This is a genomic window from Halorhabdus tiamatea SARL4B, from assembly GCF_000470655.1.
GTDB classification, from domain to species: domain Archaea; phylum Halobacteriota; class Halobacteria; order Halobacteriales; family Haloarculaceae; genus Halorhabdus; species Halorhabdus tiamatea.
The window spans coordinates 2512670-2528315 of the sequence record NC_021921.1 but is presented as its reverse complement, the minus strand read 5'-3'; the positions used below and the strand labels follow the sequence as shown (position 1 = coordinate 2528315).

The 15646-nt window shown below is 61.6% G+C and carries 16 protein-coding genes; 6 read left to right on the top strand and 10 right to left on the bottom strand.

Features of this window, described 5'->3' with window-relative positions:
• The first annotated feature begins 44 nt into the window (after positions 1-44).
• Positions 45-398, top strand: a complete 354-nt coding sequence (locus tag HTIA_RS12470; RefSeq protein WP_008524059.1) for a hypothetical protein — start codon at positions 45-47, stop codon at positions 396-398.
• 7 nt (positions 399-405) lie between these two features.
• On the opposite strand, the gene dinB is transcribed toward HTIA_RS12470, so the two are convergent.
• From dinB to HTIA_RS12455, 3 genes are all read right to left on the bottom strand, one after another.
• Positions 406-1638, bottom strand: a complete 1233-nt coding sequence (gene dinB, locus HTIA_RS12465; protein ID WP_008524058.1) for a DNA polymerase IV — start codon at positions 1636-1638, stop codon at positions 406-408.
• A 300-nt stretch (positions 1639-1938) separates the two neighbouring features.
• Positions 1939-2481 (bottom strand): CBS domain-containing protein, encoded by a 543-nt coding sequence (locus tag HTIA_RS12460; protein WP_008524057.1) that lies wholly within the window; start codon positions 2479-2481, stop codon positions 1939-1941.
• Between the two features lie 89 nt (positions 2482-2570).
• Complete coding sequence (locus HTIA_RS12455; RefSeq protein WP_008524056.1) at positions 2571-2945, bottom strand: DUF555 domain-containing protein; 375 nt, start codon at positions 2943-2945, stop codon at positions 2571-2573.
• Positions 2946-3246: 301 nt separating this feature from the next.
• On the opposite strand from HTIA_RS12455, the gene HTIA_RS16905 reads away from it, so the two are divergent.
• The gene (locus tag HTIA_RS16905; RefSeq protein ID WP_008524055.1) at positions 3247-3420 is read left to right on the top strand and encodes a hypothetical protein; all 174 of its coding nucleotides are present in this window, start codon (positions 3247-3249) and stop codon (positions 3418-3420) included.
• 69 nt (positions 3421-3489) lie between these two features.
• Here HTIA_RS16905 and HTIA_RS12450 read toward each other — a convergent pair whose 3' ends face one another.
• Positions 3490-4653, bottom strand: coding sequence for an NAD(P)/FAD-dependent oxidoreductase (locus HTIA_RS12450; RefSeq protein ID WP_008524054.1), 1164 nt, complete (start codon positions 4651-4653; stop codon positions 3490-3492).
• A gap of 123 nt (positions 4654-4776) precedes the next feature.
• On the bottom strand, positions 4777-5310 hold the full coding sequence (locus tag HTIA_RS12445) for an Rrf2 family transcriptional regulator (RefSeq protein WP_008524053.1): 534 nt from the start codon (positions 5308-5310) through the stop codon (positions 4777-4779).
• Between the two features lie 300 nt (positions 5311-5610).
• Between HTIA_RS12445 and HTIA_RS12440 the strand changes: the two genes are divergently transcribed.
• Together HTIA_RS12440 and HTIA_RS12435 are read left to right on the top strand one after the other, a co-directional pair.
• Positions 5611-6582 (top strand): ABC transporter ATP-binding protein, encoded by a 972-nt coding sequence (locus HTIA_RS12440; protein ID WP_008524051.1) that lies wholly within the window; start codon positions 5611-5613, stop codon positions 6580-6582.
• Entirely contained in the window at positions 6579-7826 is a 1248-nt protein-coding gene (locus tag HTIA_RS12435) for an ABC transporter permease (RefSeq protein ID WP_008524049.1), read from the top strand. The genes HTIA_RS12440 and HTIA_RS12435 overlap by 4 nt, the downstream gene beginning before the upstream one ends.
• A gap of 2 nt (positions 7827-7828) precedes the next feature.
• Here HTIA_RS12435 and HTIA_RS12430 read toward each other — a convergent pair whose 3' ends face one another.
• On the bottom strand, positions 7829-8491 hold the full coding sequence (locus HTIA_RS12430; RefSeq protein ID WP_008524047.1) for a metal-dependent hydrolase: 663 nt from the start codon (positions 8489-8491) through the stop codon (positions 7829-7831).
• A gap of 128 nt (positions 8492-8619) precedes the next feature.
• On the opposite strand from HTIA_RS12430, the gene HTIA_RS12425 reads away from it, so the two are divergent.
• Positions 8620-9330 (top strand): helix-turn-helix domain-containing protein, encoded by a 711-nt coding sequence (locus HTIA_RS12425; RefSeq protein ID WP_008524045.1) that lies wholly within the window; start codon positions 8620-8622, stop codon positions 9328-9330.
• Positions 9331-9478: 148 nt separating this feature from the next.
• Here HTIA_RS12425 and hmgB read toward each other — a convergent pair whose 3' ends face one another.
• The 3 genes from hmgB to HTIA_RS12410 form a co-directional block, all read right to left on the bottom strand.
• The gene (gene hmgB, locus HTIA_RS12420; RefSeq protein ID WP_008524044.1) at positions 9479-10813 is read right to left on the bottom strand and encodes a hydroxymethylglutaryl-CoA synthase; all 1335 of its coding nucleotides are present in this window, start codon (positions 10811-10813) and stop codon (positions 9479-9481) included.
• A gap of 76 nt (positions 10814-10889) precedes the next feature.
• On the bottom strand, positions 10890-13001 hold the full coding sequence (locus tag HTIA_RS12415) for a PKD domain-containing protein (RefSeq protein ID WP_008524043.1): 2112 nt from the start codon (positions 12999-13001) through the stop codon (positions 10890-10892).
• A gap of 18 nt (positions 13002-13019) precedes the next feature.
• Positions 13020-14810 carry an Ig-like domain-containing protein gene (locus tag HTIA_RS12410; protein ID WP_158413127.1) on the bottom strand — a complete coding sequence of 597 codons (1791 nt, stop codon included), beginning with the start codon at positions 14808-14810 and terminating at the stop codon, positions 13020-13022.
• On the opposite strand from HTIA_RS12410, the gene HTIA_RS16435 reads away from it, so the two are divergent.
• Positions 14787-15044 (top strand): hypothetical protein, encoded by a 258-nt coding sequence (locus HTIA_RS16435; protein WP_148290961.1) that lies wholly within the window; start codon positions 14787-14789, stop codon positions 15042-15044. The two genes, HTIA_RS12410 and HTIA_RS16435, sit on opposite strands and share 24 nt — an antisense overlap.
• On the opposite strand, the gene HTIA_RS12405 is transcribed toward HTIA_RS16435, so the two are convergent.
• On the bottom strand, positions 14985-15566 hold the full coding sequence (locus tag HTIA_RS12405; RefSeq protein ID WP_008524041.1) for a DUF2150 family protein: 582 nt from the start codon (positions 15564-15566) through the stop codon (positions 14985-14987). The two genes, HTIA_RS16435 and HTIA_RS12405, sit on opposite strands and share 60 nt — an antisense overlap.
• Positions 15567-15646 lie beyond the last annotated feature (80 nt).

Below are 15646 nucleotides of genomic sequence, written 5' to 3'. Positions count from 1 at the left end.
ATATATCCGAGTAGGCCCTCATTTCAGGGAGAAGACCGCCAGCAATGGCCCGGTACGAGACGATCGTCGAGAACGGGACCGTCTACGTCGCCAGCGACGGCGATCGCGTCGAAGTCGGCGGCGTCGATGCCGTCCTCGATCTGGTCGGCGGGCCGTCCTGGACCATCGCCTACACGCCCGAGGAAAAAGAGCGCCACCCGGAGATGGACACCTCCGACGAGGGACTGACCGTCGACGTCGTCGACATGATGGCCGCGATGACCCACGGCGAGCAGTTCGTCCGCGCGCTCGCGACCCATCCTGTCGAGGCTCCCTCGGACGATCCCGACGCCATTTCGCCACGGCTCGGGTTGTTCGCCGGGAAACTGCTGGAGAACCTCGACAGCGGCCTGGAGTGAGCCCGACTCACTGGAAGTCCGCAAGCGTCGTCTGGCCGGACAGTCGGGGGCTGTCGGCGGGCGGTCGAGAGTCCGACCGCGCCCCCGTACCGTCGCCTCCGTCGTCCCACTCACCGAGACTGGCCTGATCGCCCGCCGAAAAGGAGAGCCCGGAGACGAACACGCCGACCTTCCGAACCTCGCAGTCGGCGAACTCCGTGAGGAGATCGAGCGCGACGGAGCGAACGAGGGCGGGTCGGTCGACCGGGCCAGACAGCGATCGTTCGCGGGTGTGGATATCGAAGGGCGGGGTGACGACCTTGATCCCGATCGTCCGATAGAGCGCGTCGCGACGATTCGCTCTATCGGCCACCGCTTCGGCGAGCGTGCGCACCTGCTCGCGGACGGTCTCCCTATCCCCTTGGGCAGCCGGCAACGAGGTCTCCCGGGAGAGACTCTTGGGCTTTCCGACCGGCGTCACCTCGCGGTCGTCCTCGCCGCGAGCGTACCGGTAGATCGACCGGCCGCGTTCGCCGAAGCGATCGGTGAGCGCCGCCGGATCGGCCGCCGCGAGATCGCTCGCCGTCTCGATCCCCATCTCGGCGAGTTCTGCGGCCGTCTTCGGACCGACTTCGTGGATATCCTCGACGTCGAGGGGGGCCAGAAACGACCGGACGTTACCTGGTTCAATGACCGTGAGTCCGTCAGGCTTGTCGTGGTCGCTCGCGATCTTCGCGGCGCTCATCGTCGGCGCGACGCCGACGCTCGCCTCGACGCCAACTGTTTCAGCGATCTCGTCTTTCAGATCGGCAGCGAAGTTTTCGACCGACTCCCAATCGGTCCGTTCGGTTACGTCGAGGTACGCTTCGTCGATGCTGACAGCGCGCACGACATCTGCGTATGCCGAGAGGACGGACCGGACCTGTTCGCTGACGTCCTCGTAGTAGGACATATCGACGGGGCGGTAGTAGGCGGTCGGCTCGGCGTCAGGGTCTGCAGTCTCGCGTCGGGCCAGGAGTTCGAGCGCCCGCTCGATCGATTGAGCACTCTCGACGCCGTGTGCGCGTGCCTCGTAGCTCGCGGTCGCCACTGCGCCCGACGTCTCCCCCGGCTCGTATCCCATCCCAACGATCACCGGTTCGCCCCGGAGCTCGGGTTCGCGGCGTCGCTCGCAGGCCGCATAGAAACAGTCCATGTCGACGTGGAGGACGAGTCGGTCCTCTCCAGTGGACTCGACCGGCAACCGGCCGGGCCTGGCCATACCCACGGTTGGTCCCGGAGCCATACGAACGTTCTCACACCGGCAGATCGACAGTCGAGACTGTTGAGTGAGTGAAAACGGAAACTCCGCCGAATAATCGGCGGAGGCAATCGTCGTTTGCGCACGGTGCGTCTCCCGGACGTTCACGACGGTCGTTCCCGTCGGGAACCACCCGGCGCGGTTCCACGCTAACAAAAGACATGGTAATACTTAACGCTTTCTCTGGAAGCGGCCAGACTCAGCAAGGAAACCCGAAAACCAACCCGAGGGGAGTCGACAACTGGCTCAAACCGACACAGATTAGCTCACGTTGGCAGCGATGTCGGCGTCGGTGATGATGCCGACGGTCTCGCCGCCTTCGACCACGAGGACGGCGTCGTGGTGATCGAGGTACGCGTCGATCTCCTCTAAGGTCGCGTCCGGTTCGACGGTCGTGATCGACTCGTGCATCACCTCGGCGACGGGGAGTTCCCCGACGTTGTCCCCCTGGCGCTGGCGGATGTCCGAGTTCCCGATGAGACCGTCCGGCCGCCCGTTGCGGATGACCGGAACCTGCGAGTAGCCCTCACGGTCCATCAGCTGTTTGGCTTCCCGGACGCTGTCGTCGGGCGCGACGCTGACGATCGGGCTGTTCATCAGGTCCGCCGCCCGGAGGATCCCACCTTCGGCCTCCTGAAGCGCGTTGACGATCCGTCGGAGCGTCGAGAGTCGCGGATCGACGTCGCCACCCTCGATTCTGGCGATCAGCGGCTGGGAGACGTCCGCGCGATCGGCGAGTTCGCTCTGGGTGAGTCCGAGGCCCGTCCGGCGCTCGCGTAAGTCCGCTGGAGTCGGCAGTTCCATACGACGCGATAACCATAGGTAATACAAAAAGCCACCGGCTCTCGAGGTCAACTGGCCACGACCCGAATCCGGAACTCACCCGACGGACGTCACTCGCTGGGTTCGGTCGGCGGCTCCTCGTCCTCGGCGTACTCGATCGTCTCGACGATCTTCAGCGGGACGTCCCGCAGCGCGCCGCCGATCTCACTTTTCGCGATCCGCTGGGCGTGTTCGACGCTCTCTGCGTTGAACACCTTCATCTCCAGGACGAGACCCACCAGTGCGGTGTCGGCTGCGATGAAGGCCGAGTCGAACGGTTCACCGCACGCGGGACAGGTCGTGGCACCGACTTCGACCTCGACGTAGTCCATGTCCTGGTCGTTGAGGCGCTTGCCAGCCTCGCTAACGGCGACGCCGATCGCATCGTCGATGTTCTCTACGTCACGAACCAGCCAGGCTGCTTCCATCGCCACGAGGTAGTTCATAGTTGCACTCTACCCGCGGGCCTACTCGTGTGTTTTGATTTCCCGATGTCGCTCCGCTCGAAATTGAGACAGCCACCTGCGCACGTCACGCCAATAATGGCGATAACTTATGGCTACGTCGCCTCGACCCAACGAGCCTCGTATGTTTCGGGCCCGCCAATATCCTGTCTCGTTGAGTATAGTACAACCCAGGTTGAACCGCCCGACAGGAGCGTATCGAATTATAATAATCTACCCATTCATAATCCACATATCAATAACACTTATATACTTGTCACGGGCGAGGCTCAGATGAGGACCAATGGAAACGCACCTGCAACGAGTCGGCCTGGCCGTGGTGTACCAGGTGACGCTGCTCGTCGGGATCATGCTGTTGCCAGTCGCGCTCGTCGCCCGTCGGATCGGCGTCGGGTTCCCGTACCACCGGTTCCTGGGATCGCTGAAAGACGCCTACGATCGGACGACCGAAGCCTAACGCCGAGACGTATCGAAATGGCTGATTACTCCGACGGAGACTGATTCGTACGGGACGGCCACGCCAGAATTACATCTCGGACCAGGCCGAAACGGCCCGGGAAATCGAGGACACGTCGGCAATCCAGCGGGTTGCGATCACTTTCTTCAGGAGTTCGGCTGCCATCCCGTTGAACGTCTCGACGGGACTGTACATCACGTCGGTGGCGACCGCTTCGTCACCGACGGAGACGACTGTTCCCTTGTTCTCGTAGCGCCACTCCGAGAGTGGTTGCCCGCGGATCGACCGGGCGATGTTTTCGGCGGCGACGTCGGCCGCCTGCCAGGCAGCCTGTGCGTTGGGTGGTGCCGGCTCCTCGCCCGGCTGGTCGACCAAGGCCGCGTCCCCCAGCGCGAAGACCCGCTCGTCGTCCGTCTGGAACGTCGTCGCGGTTTTGAGCCGGTTGCTCCTGTGGTCCTTCCCGACTCGAACGTCGGCCATCGCGCTCTGTCCGGTGATCCCGCCGGTCCAGACGAGGACGTCGTAAGCGAGGTCGTCACCGTCGTCGAAGTAGACCCGTTCGTCGTCGACTTTGCTCACGAAGTTGCCCGTCCGGAGATCGATCGAACGCTCCTCGAGGCGCTCGCGGATCACCGACTGGAACGACCGGTTTTCCCCCGGCAGGACCGACTCGAGTCCCTCGACCAGCACGACTTCGATCGGCGAGGACGTCTCCTCGCGATAGGCGGCCACCTCACCGGCGACCTGGACGCCGGTCTGGCCGGCCCCGCCGACGACAACCCGCGCCGGATCAGCTGTGGATGCGGTCTCGGCAGCCGATTCGACCGCGTCGTGGATCGCGAGCGCGTCATCCAGGCCCTTGAGTGTCAGCGCGTGTGCTTCGAGGCCGTCGATGCGGAAGAACGCCGTTCGACTGCCGATGGCTACCAGCAGATAATCGTACTCGATCGGCTCGCTGTCGGCGAGTTCGACGGACCGATCGTCGACGTCGATCGTTTCGACGTGGCCTTCGACGAACGTGGTAGACGGCGATTTGAGTTCCTCGATCGGAATCGTGACGTGCTCCTCGACGGTGGGTTCGCGAATACAGCGATGAACTTCGTGGAGGACGAGGTGATACGGTCGATCGGACACCCACGTGAGGTCGGCCCGGTCTCCGAGCGCCGACTCGAGGCGCTGAATCGCGCCCACGCCGGCGTACCCGGAACCGAGAACGACCACCGACTCAGTCATACTCGCTCGTCAGCGAGGCCCGGTTACAAACCCTTTGAAATCACCCGATCGGCGGTGCATGGGACCGTAGCACACGGTTCACGTCGACAGCGAGGCCAACGACAGGGAACGCAGAAAACGGCGTCAGTGTTCGGGCGCTTCGGCCGGCGCGACCATGTCGTCGATCGTCAGAATGAGTTTGTTCGAGGTGTCGTCCTTGCCGTCGAGCGTGCCGACAATCTGAAGTTTCGACAGCGGCGTCGGGCCGACCGTGACGCTGTCGCCCTCGTCGTAGTCGGCGAGCGAGCCCTGGAGCGTGACCTCCGCACGACAGTTCTGCGGGTGATGGACGCTCGCGAGGTTGATCTCGGCGACGTTGGCCTCCTCGATCTCCTCGCCGTTGTGAAACAGCGGGACCTCCGCGGCGTGATCCATGTCCTGGATCTGGAGGGCGTCGTAGGCGTTCGCCGTCGGTTTGTACCCACCTTTTGGTCCGGGAACCCCCTCGACGAGCTGGAGGGCTTTCAGACTCTGCATCTGGTTGCGAATCGTGCCCGGGTTACGGTTGACTCGCTCCGCGATCTCCTCGCCCTTTACCGCACTTTCCGAATCGCGATAGAGGTTGACGAGTTCCTGCAAGATGTTTTGCTGACTCGGCGTGAGTTCGATCGATGACATGAGTTATTTTTCGTGATAGCCTGTATTAAATGCGGCGGTGGATGACGCCGATTGGATCGGCTGGACAGTCGGAAAAGCAGCCGCCGATACCGACTGCAAGAGCGGGAACTACGACCGCCCGGAGACGACAGGGAGGTCGTGAATCGTCGAGACCAACGACTCGATATCGATCGGACCGAGCCAAGGCACTTCGACCCACCGCGTGACCACCGAGATTCGAACGCGATAACTTCATTTCTGCTATACTTTTATTAAAATGCACTTTTATTAAACATGGGCCAGAAGGTCGCATATCCATCAATGAGTTCCCCACCATCGGACGCAGACGAGGGAGTCGTTCGGGTCTCCGATCTTCGGAAGACCTACGGCGAGACGGTCGCCGTCGACGGTGTGAGTTTCGACATCCGGGCCGAGGAGGTCTTCGCGCTGGTCGGGCCTAACGGCGCGGGCAAGACCACGACGGTCGAGATGCTCGAGTGTCTCCGGACCCCGACAGCGGGGTCGGCGACCGTCCTGGGACGAGATCTACGCACCGACTCGCGTGCCATAAAGGCCGACATCGGCGTCGTCCCGCAGTCGTTTCACACGTTCGATCGCCTCACAGTCCGGGAGAACGTCGCGCTCGTTCGGCGGCTGTACGACGAGGGACACGCCGTCGACGCGATCCTCGAAGAACTCGATCTCACCGAATGGGCGGGAACACCGTTTGACTCCCTGTCGGGCGGACTCAAGCGCCGAACCGGGATGGCGATGGCGCTCGTCAGCGATCCCACGGTGCTCTTTCTGGACGAGCCGACGACCGGCCTCGATCCCGACGCCCGCCGCAGGACCTGGGAGCAGATCGAGGGGCTCGCGGATCACGGGACAACAGTCGTCCTCACGACCCACTACATGGAAGAGGTCGAACGCCTCGCCGACCGGGCCGCACTTCTTCTCGACGGGCGGATCGAGGCTATCGACACCGTCCCGAACCTGATCGAGCGCTACGGCGGGGCGATCAAGGTCGTCGTCAGGCGAGGCGGTACTGACAGTGAGCCAGAGACAGACGAATCGGTCAGACCGATCCTCGAGGACGCCGCAACGGAGGTCTATCACACCGAGAGTGGCGATCTCGTCGGGCTGTTCGAGGACCGCGACCGCGCCCAGGAGACCTACAGCCGACTCCACCAGGAGGGGAACGGTCGGGCGATCGACCTGATTAGCGCCGGGATGGAAGACGTGTTCCTGCGACTGGCCGGTGGGACACCGGACGCTCGGGGAGATCTACAATGAGACGGATCGCCGCCCTGCTTGGCGCGCTGTTGCGCGACTGGTCGCGCTCGCGGGAGACGGTCTTTTTCGTCGTGCTGTTCCCGATCATCCTGCTGATGATATTCAGTACGGTCTTTGCGGCGAGTGCGCCGTCGTTCGGCCTCGTCGTCCAGAATCAGGACGTCGGGACCGACGGCGAGGCGACGAACCTCTCGGCGACGTTCGTCGAGAACCTGGAGGGGATCGACCCGCTGAACGTCCGGCACCTGGATGCCGATCGAAATCTGACGGAGTGGAGTCAGGAGGGCGACGGAGACGGATCTCGCGTGCTGGTCCTCCCCGAAGGGTTCGCCGAAGATGTCCGCGCCCAGAGCGGTCGAGTTCGCATAGCCATCATCCGAGACACCGTTAGGCGTGTTCAGGACGACCTGAACGAAAGCGAGCGGGCCACCGTCCAGTCGGGGCTGGATCAGGCCGACCAGCAGGAAGTGCCCGCGAACGCAACCGGCGCGAGGCTACAGTTCTACGCCCCGCCGGACGACCAGTCTGCGGCCGTCGTTCGTGGCATCCTCTCGACCGTCGTCGCCGAGTTCAACCAGCGGTCGATCGGCGTCGAGGAACCGCCCGTCAGTCTCGAGTCGGGAACGATCGGGTCGGCGGGGCTGACGTCGACGGACTACTACCTCCCCGCGTTCATCGCGACGCTGGTGTTGATCAACGGCGTGATGACCGTGCCCGGCGTCATCGCCGGGTTCCATCAGGACGGCACACTCAAGCGACTCGTGGCGACGCCCCTGCGAAAGCGCGACTGGATCGTCGCGAACGTCCTCCAGCAGTCGCTGCTCGCGCTCTTGCTTTCGGGGGTGATGCTCGTCGTCGCGGCCGTCCTGTTCGGCGTGACCGTGATTCCCGGCCCGCTTTCGATCGCGCTCGTTTTGCTCGGGGCGATCGCCTTTTCCGCGCTTGGAATGACCCTGGGGAGTCTGCTGCCGAATCCAGACGCGGCGAGCAGCCTCGGCGGCTCGATCGCATTCCCGATGATGTTCCTCTCGGGCGTGTTCTGGGAGATCGACATCATGCCCGAGACGCTGCAGACGATCGGCCGACTCATGCCGCTCTATCAGTTCCACCGGGGACTCCGCCGACTCATGATCGTCGGCACGACTGACGGAGTGTGGCCGGCGTTCGCGATGCTTGGCGGGATGGCTGTCGTCTTCGTAGCGCTTGCGGTCCGACTGACGCGCTGGCGTGACTTCGGCGGGTGAGGTCACTCGGCTGGCCGACGCCCCGACAGCCGAGACTCGACCAGCCGGACGCCGACGACGACGAGACTGGTGACCACGAGCAGGAGTTGGGTGCCCGACCGGGCAACCGGGAAAACCCGGTCGACGTCTGCGGATTCCGGTCCACGAGTCGGGTCGACACCCGAACTGACGTGAACGTCAGCAGTCGATCCGACCGCAGCCCCACCACCGTCAGTCGCTGTCGGCGAGAGATCCACGAACGTCTGGACGAGTCCGCGCTGGGTCGAAAGTTCGAGCTTCCCGTTGAACGCGTAGAACTGATCGTGGATCGGGTAGAGGATGTTCGCGCCGGCCCCGACCAGATCCGGGGCGATCCCCGCGAAGACGATCGCCAGGACTCCGACCCACGCGACTCGGGGGCCGTACCCGTCGAATCGGGCCGCAAGCCAGGACGTCGAACGGATCCGGGTGTCGTAGTAAATCAGAACGGCGAGTGCGGCCGGGAACAACAGCGTATGCAGGAGTGCCCGGTGTCCGCCTGGAATGACGAGGCCGGCAAAGGCATCGAGGTCGGGGACCACCACTAGCCCGAGCACGACGGCGAGTGCACGCCAGTCGAACGCTCGCCCGAGCAACGCCGCCGCGATCAGCCCCGCGAGAGCCAGATGTACCACCGTCGAGGGCATACAGCTGAATGGGGCCGGACGAAAATATGGGTTGTGTCGGTTCCAGCGCGGTCTCCAGACACCGAAATTCGTCTTTTGTCGAATCGGACTTCGACGGGATTTATCCCTGCGTATCTACATGGACACGTATGGACAGCGGATCGGGTCGCGACCGCCTCGCGAAGCAGATCGCGGGCGAAATTGCGACGAGTGATCGACCGGGCGAGACCATCCGAAAGTGGCGGACGGACTTCGAGATCGCTCAATCGGACCTCGCAGCCGAACTCGACGTCTCGCCGTCAGTCGTCTCCGATTACGAGAGTGGCCGGCGTGACAATCCCGGAATCGGGGTCGTCAACCGGATGGTTTCGGCGCTGCTCGCCATCGACCAGCGCCGCGGCGGGCGACACATCCGCCAGCACGCCCGGGTCATCTCGGCCGGTTTCGACAACGACATTGTCTCGGACCTCCGGGAGTTCTCGGCGGCAGTGCCGATCGAACGGTACTTCGAGGCGATCGACGCGACGGAACTCGCACCCGGGAGCCAGGAGACCGTCGTCGGTCACACCGTCATCGACAGTATCGAGGCGATCACGCGGCTCTCAAGCGAGGAGTTCTATCGGCTGTACGGCCAGAGTTCGAACCGCGCGCTCGTGTTCACGAACGTCACCCGCGGGGAGTCGCCGCTGGTCGCGATGCGGGTCGTCAACCCCACGCCGAACGCGGTCGTGCTCCACGGGATCGAGCCGGAAGACGTCTGGGACCGCGCGGCCGATCTGGCCCGTGTCGACGGGTTCGCGCTGGGAGCGACGACCCAGGAGTTAGCCGCGATGCTCGATCGACTCGGAACACAGTTCTGAGAGAAAGACAGCGAGGGGATGCGGCCGCGAACACGATGGGCCAGCCACGGCCACATCCCGTTCCCGCTGTCGGTCCGGGTCCGGACCGGCGAGGCGGCCTCCATGCTGCTCCGCAACGGCCGTCTACGGAGTGGTAGCGACCGAGCGGCTATTCGACGTACGTGTACTTGCGCTCGCCCATGCGACCCCAGCCGTCGAAGACGAACTCTTCTTCGGGCGTGGTGAACGCGTCGATGTCGGTCGTCTCGTCGTAGTTGTGAACCTCGTGGATCTGTTCGTACTCCGCGAAGGTGATGTCCTTGCGCGCTCGGAGCTGTTCGTCGACGTTGAGCTGGGCGATCTCTTCCTCCCAGCCGGGCTGGACGGTCTCGATGTGGATCTCGGCCTGCGCCCCGCTGCCGTACGAGCAGACCATCATCTCGGCGTCGTCGAGGTCACGGCCCCCTTCACGGGCTTCTTTGAGCGCGGACGCCCGTGCCAGGTGGACCGAGCCAGTGTACCAGTTGCCGACGTGTCGGGAGATGCCGAGTGTCGGCTCGACCGTCCGGTCGTACCACTCGCGATACCGGTCGGTGCCGGTCAGATCGTCGGTGTACTCCGTGAGTGCATCACGGAAGGCTTCGTCGTCTTCGAAGTCCTCACGCCGGGGCTGCATCCCGATCTCTTCGGCGAGTTCCTCCTCGACGTCCGTGCCACGCGAGATGTGCCGGAAGCCGAGTGCTGCACCCTTCCGGACCATGCCCGGGAACGGAATGTGGAACGGGACGACCGCGAAGTCGTCGGGATGGAGGTCACGCTGGCTCTCGACGTCCTGGAGAGCCTCGCGCATCCGGGCGAGATACACCTGCATCGAGCGCTTGCCGTCGACGCTCGGGAACTGCTGGTTGGGCTTGAGGAAGTCCGTCTCGTCGGCGCTGCCAAAGCCCTGGACGGGATCGACCGACGTGAGGCTCGGATCCTCGTCGATCAACATCGCGACTGCGCCCGCACCCTGGGTCGCCTCGCCGGAGTCGCCGCGCTCGTAGAGTGCAGTGTCGGTAGCGATCACGAGTGCGGCCCGTCCTCGATTCTTCCCGGCCTGGATCCAGTTGACCGCGTCGTCGACGGCCTGCGTGCCCGCGACGCAGGCGAACTTCCGCTCGCCCTTGTTGGCGTGATGGAAGTCCCCCTCGTAGACGTCTTCGAGACACCCGGCGATGTACGTCGAGGCCGGCTTGGAGTGGTCGAACGCGCTCTCGGTCGCGACGTCGATCCGGCCGATATCGTCGGGTTCCAGCCCCTTTCGGTCCATCAGGCGCTTGGCCGCGTTCGCACCCATCGTGACGATGTCCTCGTAGACGTCCGGGAACGAACTCGCGTGGAGGCCGAGCCCTTTTGTATATTTCTCGGGGTCTTCGCCCTTCTCGGGAGCGAACGTCTCCGGCAGATCGAGTTTGAGGTTGCCAGTGCGGATCTCGACAGCGTCGATGCCCACTGTAGTCATGATTCGTCCGTGGTGACGTGGAGGTGCCTTATGATTTTGTCGACTGTGAATTCGTCGACTGTCGAAATCGACCCCCTCAACATGATTTATACGCCGAATCGGGTGGATCACTTCCGTCGGCAGTGTCCGTCACAGTCCGACAGGCCTCGTTTCCAGCCTCATCGACGGCAACTATAGTGACGGTGTGCTCGCGTCCGGACGTTTCGTACATTCGCGTATTTTCATACGTTTCATCCCCCGACTGGCCGGGATACGTGTCTTGAAGCGTTCCGGACCGATTGACGTAAACCGTTGTTTGGACGAGGTGGTCGTCCGTTGTTTCCCACTCGACCCCGAACGACTCTATAAACTCCCAATAGATGACGATAAAATTGAATTCACTCTCGTCTACGACCGAGAAGTTCGTAATGCTCGGTGGCGTTATGTCCACGGTCAACGTGTTGGTCATCGCACTCGCCGTGTTCGAGGCATTGTCGACCGCGGTAATTGTCACTGACTGTGACCCCTCTGTGGGCGAGGCCCCAACCGAGATAGTCGCGTTGTAGATTCCATCACCGTCAGGATCAGTGAGCGTGACCGTCCCAGCGTCCAGTGACGATGCGTCGGCTGTTGCCGTCGAAATGCCCGAGAATGAATCAGAGACGGTCGCTGAGATCGAAACGGTATCACCATTGGTGACGAATGCGTTGCCGTCGCCATCTTGCAGCGTTGCGTTCTCAATTGTTGGCGGTTCCGTGTCTACGGAAATAGTTTGTGAGGTTGCGTTCGTCGCCCCGAAGCCGTCAGTCCCCGTGAGCGTGACGTTGTAAGTACCACTCTGGGCGTAGGTGTGATTAAGAACGGGGTCGTTCGTGGTCGTCGTATTGCCGTCGTCGAACGTCCACGTGTAGTTTGCAATCGTGCCGTCGTCGGTTGACGTCGACGCATCGAACCCACACTCACTTCCTTCGCAGTTCGACGTAAAGTTAGCGTCCGGTGGGCTATTGGCCAGTACTGTTTGCGTCGTCACGTTGCTCGCCCCTGAATCGTCCGTCACGTTCAGCGTCACGTTGTACCGATACGGCGCATAGTAGGTATGGGTGACAGACTCGCCACTTCCGTCGACCGTGCCGTCGCCATCGAAGTCCCAGTCGTAGCTGAGAATCGAACCATCGGGATCGTTCGAAGCACTTGCGTCGAAGGATATTCCTTCGCCAGTTCCAGGCGCATTTGGGCTGTAGGTGAAGCGAGCGAGCGGTTCGTCCGTGACTGTGATCGTTGTCGACGTCGTGTTTGTCTCGTTATCGGCGTCAGTTACCCGAAGTGTTACCGGATAGACACCACTAGCATCGAACGTCTGCGTGGATGTGGTACCACTCGCTTCGAAGTTGCTATCGTTGTTGAAATCCCAATCGTAGCTGGTGATCGAACCGTCGGGATCTATTGAATTCGACGCAGTGAACAAAACTGTCTTGTTGACGATAGCCGGCCGCGGGTTGGAGGTAAACGCGGCCACAGGGGGGGCATTGATACGAACTTGCTGGGAGGTCGTATTTGTACCCCCCTTACTATCAGCCACTCGTACTCTTATCGTTTGATTTCCTGGATCAGTGAACTGTTTCGTGATCGTCGCATTGCCGGACTGTTCGTAGTTCCAATCGCCGTCGAGATCCCATGCATAGCCGATGATCGAATCGTTCGAAGCAACGGAATCGCTCGCGTCAAGAGTCACTGCTTCGCCGACTGTCGGAACTGTCGGAGTTATAGATAGGTTTGCGATTGGGGCTGTAGTGTCCTGTAGTGGTAGAGGGACATCGAAATCACGGTCGTAAAGCAGGGTATTCGACGGTTCGTGGACGACGAAGACGGTGACGACCCCTGTTGCGTTGTGGGTGTGACGAACGGTTTCTCCGGGATCGAAATTCCCTTGTAGTTCCTCGATAGTGCTCAGCGAGTGGCGTTCCGTATTCCCGGATCGAAAGTAGACGGTGACCTCGTCAGTGGACAGTTGGGTTCCGCCCTGATGACTGATCGTGACGTTCGTCGCGTCGACAGTCGCTTCGAGATTTGCTACGGGTTCGTCCTGCGTATCAATGTTTGTGAGAATTGCCCCGCCTACGATGACCGAGAGAATGACGACGACAGCAGTCAAGAGGACTACGCCGGTTACTTCAGATTGGGCATGAACGCCATCTTTGACTTCATTCATCCATAAATATTAATTATTTCAACTACACTGGAAGTCGCCATCTCCCTTCGTGATATTTGAATTTATAGTGTCAATTATTCCTGTGCAAGTCATGCTATTCCCAGAAGCGTCCACTGCAGTAATAGTCACTTCTATTTGATTATTTCCCGATAAATTTGGCGCGGGATTGAGCGATATTTCATAAGCATTGATCTGGTCAGAGCTACCTGACAAATTGACCGTGTCTTGTCCAATTGTGTTCCCCCCATCAGTGACGGTCAGTTCAAGTCTGTCAAGCGAGGCATCATCACTAACGCCGACATCAAATTCAGCTACATCTGCACTATTCTGGTTAGTATCTCCCCGATCATAAGCACCTACTCCTGTCCAATTCATAATCGATGGTGGTGTCGTGTCCCCAGCGAATCCCTCACTAGTAGTATTGATTATTGTCACATTCACGAGATCGGACCCACCTCCACCGATCGCCCACAGTTTGACAGTCTTGTTCCTGTCCGCGCTGAAATCGACCGTCGCTTCACCGCCTTCGTCGGTGAAGGTGTCGGACGGCGAAATATCGACATCGGGATCATCGACCACAAAGTCCACCTCCAAATCTCGGATATTCGCCAACTCGTTTTCAAGCAACGTCTGGACAGTGAATGTCCGTTCGTTGGCGTTCGGGCTTTCAGTGAGATTGAATTCGTACGTGTAATCTGCCGTACCTGGATCAGTCCACTCAAGATCGAACGGTCCGCCACCACCGCCACCAGACTGAAGCGGAGACGTAACTTCGACAGTCACAGAACCGTTCTCTGGGGTCGAGGCATCGAATCCTGAACCGGTCGCGTCAAGACTGAAGTTAAGGTCCGTCGATCCATTCGCGCCAGTCGAATTGTAGGTGAACGCCACCCGTCCGTCGGAATCGGAAGTCATCAAGGACGGATGAATCGAACCTTGATTAGCACTCCCGTTGACGGTGATCCCGGACTGCGGGTTGTTGTACGCATCTCGGACTTCCAATACAACGGTCGCGTTCTCACCCCACGTAATCGTCTCGTCACTGAGTGAAACATCCGTCAAATAGCTCGCCGACTCCTGCGTTGCCCCCGTCCCGACACCGACTTTCGCCATCTGCAGGCGATACTGGCCCGGATCAAGAGTAACCTGAACGCGCGTAAACGGCCCGGGAACGGCGTCGGCATTCGGCGCAGGCGTGACGGTATCGACGCTTGCCTCGTCCTCCAGTAGCGTCGTCCACCGACTGGCCGAGAGCCGGGTCGTCAGATTGAGCGTGATCGGCGACGTGGCGTTCCCTGCAACCAGTACCGTCCGATCAGAGCTAGTGATCGGCCGCGTATCGACGGTCGTCGAGGCACTACTCGACCGACTGAGCGACCCGTTGAGCGTGACCAGCGAGATGCGATTGCCCGAAAGCAACGACTGACCGGCGAGCGTCAGATCCGCGTTGTCGAAGCTGTTGTACAGCAGTGAATTCTCGTAGATCGTCGTCGGCGGATCGCGATAGCGGTTGTAGTTCGGCTCGTAGACGATTCCGCCGGTGTTGTACGACCGCGTCGATCCGTTCCAGACGTCGCCAGTCTCGCCGACAGCGGTCGCGTTCGTGATCGTCAGGTTCACCCGTGGATCAGCCGTGCCGTCCGTCGATAATCGGCCCGATGGCGGAGCCGGGTTGAGGGCGATGATGCGGGCTGGATACGACGTTCCGAGCGAAATAGTCGTCCCTGTGCCCGACGTGCGTCCCGGCATCGAAACGATCGCATTCCGGAGGTCCTGGAGCTGTTGTTGGACCTCGACGCTGTGATCCATCTCGATCTGTTCGTTCTGGTTCGGGACGACGAACGCCTGATACAGCGAGAACGCGATCACGAGCACGGCGAACAGCAACACTGCGCCGATCTGGATCGCCTGCGCGCGCTCGTCGGCCCGAAACTCCATTACCCGTCCTTCCGGCGTCCGGGGGTAAAAGTCTGTGTGTCGGCGCTACTCCTCGTCTTCTTCGACGACCTCGGGATCGCTCATCGCCGTTTGCAGGCTGTCTAACCCGTTGACCCACTCGGCGACCAGCCCGAACTCCAGGTCGTCGACGACGTCTCTCGGGAGTTCCGCCTCGTCGGCGATGATCCGCGTCCCGGCCTGGGCACAGTACCCCAGCGCGGCGTCCATGTTCTCCTCGGCCTCGGCCTCGCTCGCCGCCTCGATGAGGTCCGCGATCGGCGCCTCGGCGACACCGCCGGCGACGTACTCCTCGGCGGCGTAAAAGACACAGACCAGTGACGTCTGGACGCCGTCGACGACCATCAGCTTCTCCTCGTCGTCGATGGCGACGTCGTCGAGGACGATCTCACGGACGCCCTCGAGCTCTTCGAGGGCGCGCTCGGCTTCGAGTTCGCCGTCGTCGTAGTCAGTGACGATCTTCGCGACCGCGATCGCCGTATCGTCCTGGAGGTTCAACAGGAGACGAGCCGAGTCTTCCTGCTCGGGATCGATGTCTTCTGATTCGATCCGTTCGATCCAGTTTTGCCACCGTTCTGCTGTGTAGTATTCCCCCGGCGGAGTGCTCATACCTCCCCGTTCGTGTCTCGGGGGATATGGCTTTCGCTACCGATCACGACACCGGATGACCGTGGCGGCCTGGACTGGGC

Excerpts from the sequence above, each read along its gene's own strand:
- HTIA_RS12470 (WP_008524059.1), top strand. The coding sequence starts at position 45 with ATGGCCCGGTACGAGACGATCGTCGAGAACGGGACCGTCTACGTCGCC.
- dinB (WP_008524058.1), bottom strand. The coding sequence starts at position 1,638 with ATGGCCAGGCCCGGCCGGTTGCCGGTCGAGTCCACTGGAGAGGACCGA.
- HTIA_RS12460 (WP_008524057.1), bottom strand. The coding sequence starts at position 2,481 with ATGGAACTGCCGACTCCAGCGGACTTACGCGAGCGCCGGACGGGCCTC.
- HTIA_RS12455 (WP_008524056.1), bottom strand. The coding sequence starts at position 2,945 with ATGAACTACCTCGTGGCGATGGAAGCAGCCTGGCTGGTTCGTGACGTA.
- HTIA_RS16905 (WP_008524055.1), top strand. The coding sequence starts at position 3,247 with ATGGAAACGCACCTGCAACGAGTCGGCCTGGCCGTGGTGTACCAGGTG.
- HTIA_RS12450 (WP_008524054.1), bottom strand. The coding sequence starts at position 4,653 with ATGACTGAGTCGGTGGTCGTTCTCGGTTCCGGGTACGCCGGCGTGGGC.
- HTIA_RS12445 (WP_008524053.1), bottom strand. The coding sequence starts at position 5,310 with ATGTCATCGATCGAACTCACGCCGAGTCAGCAAAACATCTTGCAGGAA.
- HTIA_RS12440 (WP_008524051.1), top strand. The coding sequence starts at position 5,611 with ATGAGTTCCCCACCATCGGACGCAGACGAGGGAGTCGTTCGGGTCTCC.
- HTIA_RS12435 (WP_008524049.1), top strand. The coding sequence starts at position 6,579 with ATGAGACGGATCGCCGCCCTGCTTGGCGCGCTGTTGCGCGACTGGTCG.
- HTIA_RS12430 (WP_008524047.1), bottom strand. The coding sequence starts at position 8,491 with ATGCCCTCGACGGTGGTACATCTGGCTCTCGCGGGGCTGATCGCGGCG.
- HTIA_RS12425 (WP_008524045.1), top strand. The coding sequence starts at position 8,620 with ATGGACAGCGGATCGGGTCGCGACCGCCTCGCGAAGCAGATCGCGGGC.
- hmgB (WP_008524044.1), bottom strand. The coding sequence starts at position 10,813 with ATGACTACAGTGGGCATCGACGCTGTCGAGATCCGCACTGGCAACCTC.
- HTIA_RS12415 (WP_008524043.1), bottom strand. The coding sequence starts at position 13,001 with ATGAATGAAGTCAAAGATGGCGTTCATGCCCAATCTGAAGTAACCGGC.
- HTIA_RS12410 (WP_158413127.1), bottom strand. The coding sequence starts at position 14,810 with ATGGATCACAGCGTCGAGGTCCAACAACAGCTCCAGGACCTCCGGAAT.
- HTIA_RS12405 (WP_008524041.1), bottom strand. The coding sequence starts at position 15,566 with ATGAGCACTCCGCCGGGGGAATACTACACAGCAGAACGGTGGCAAAAC.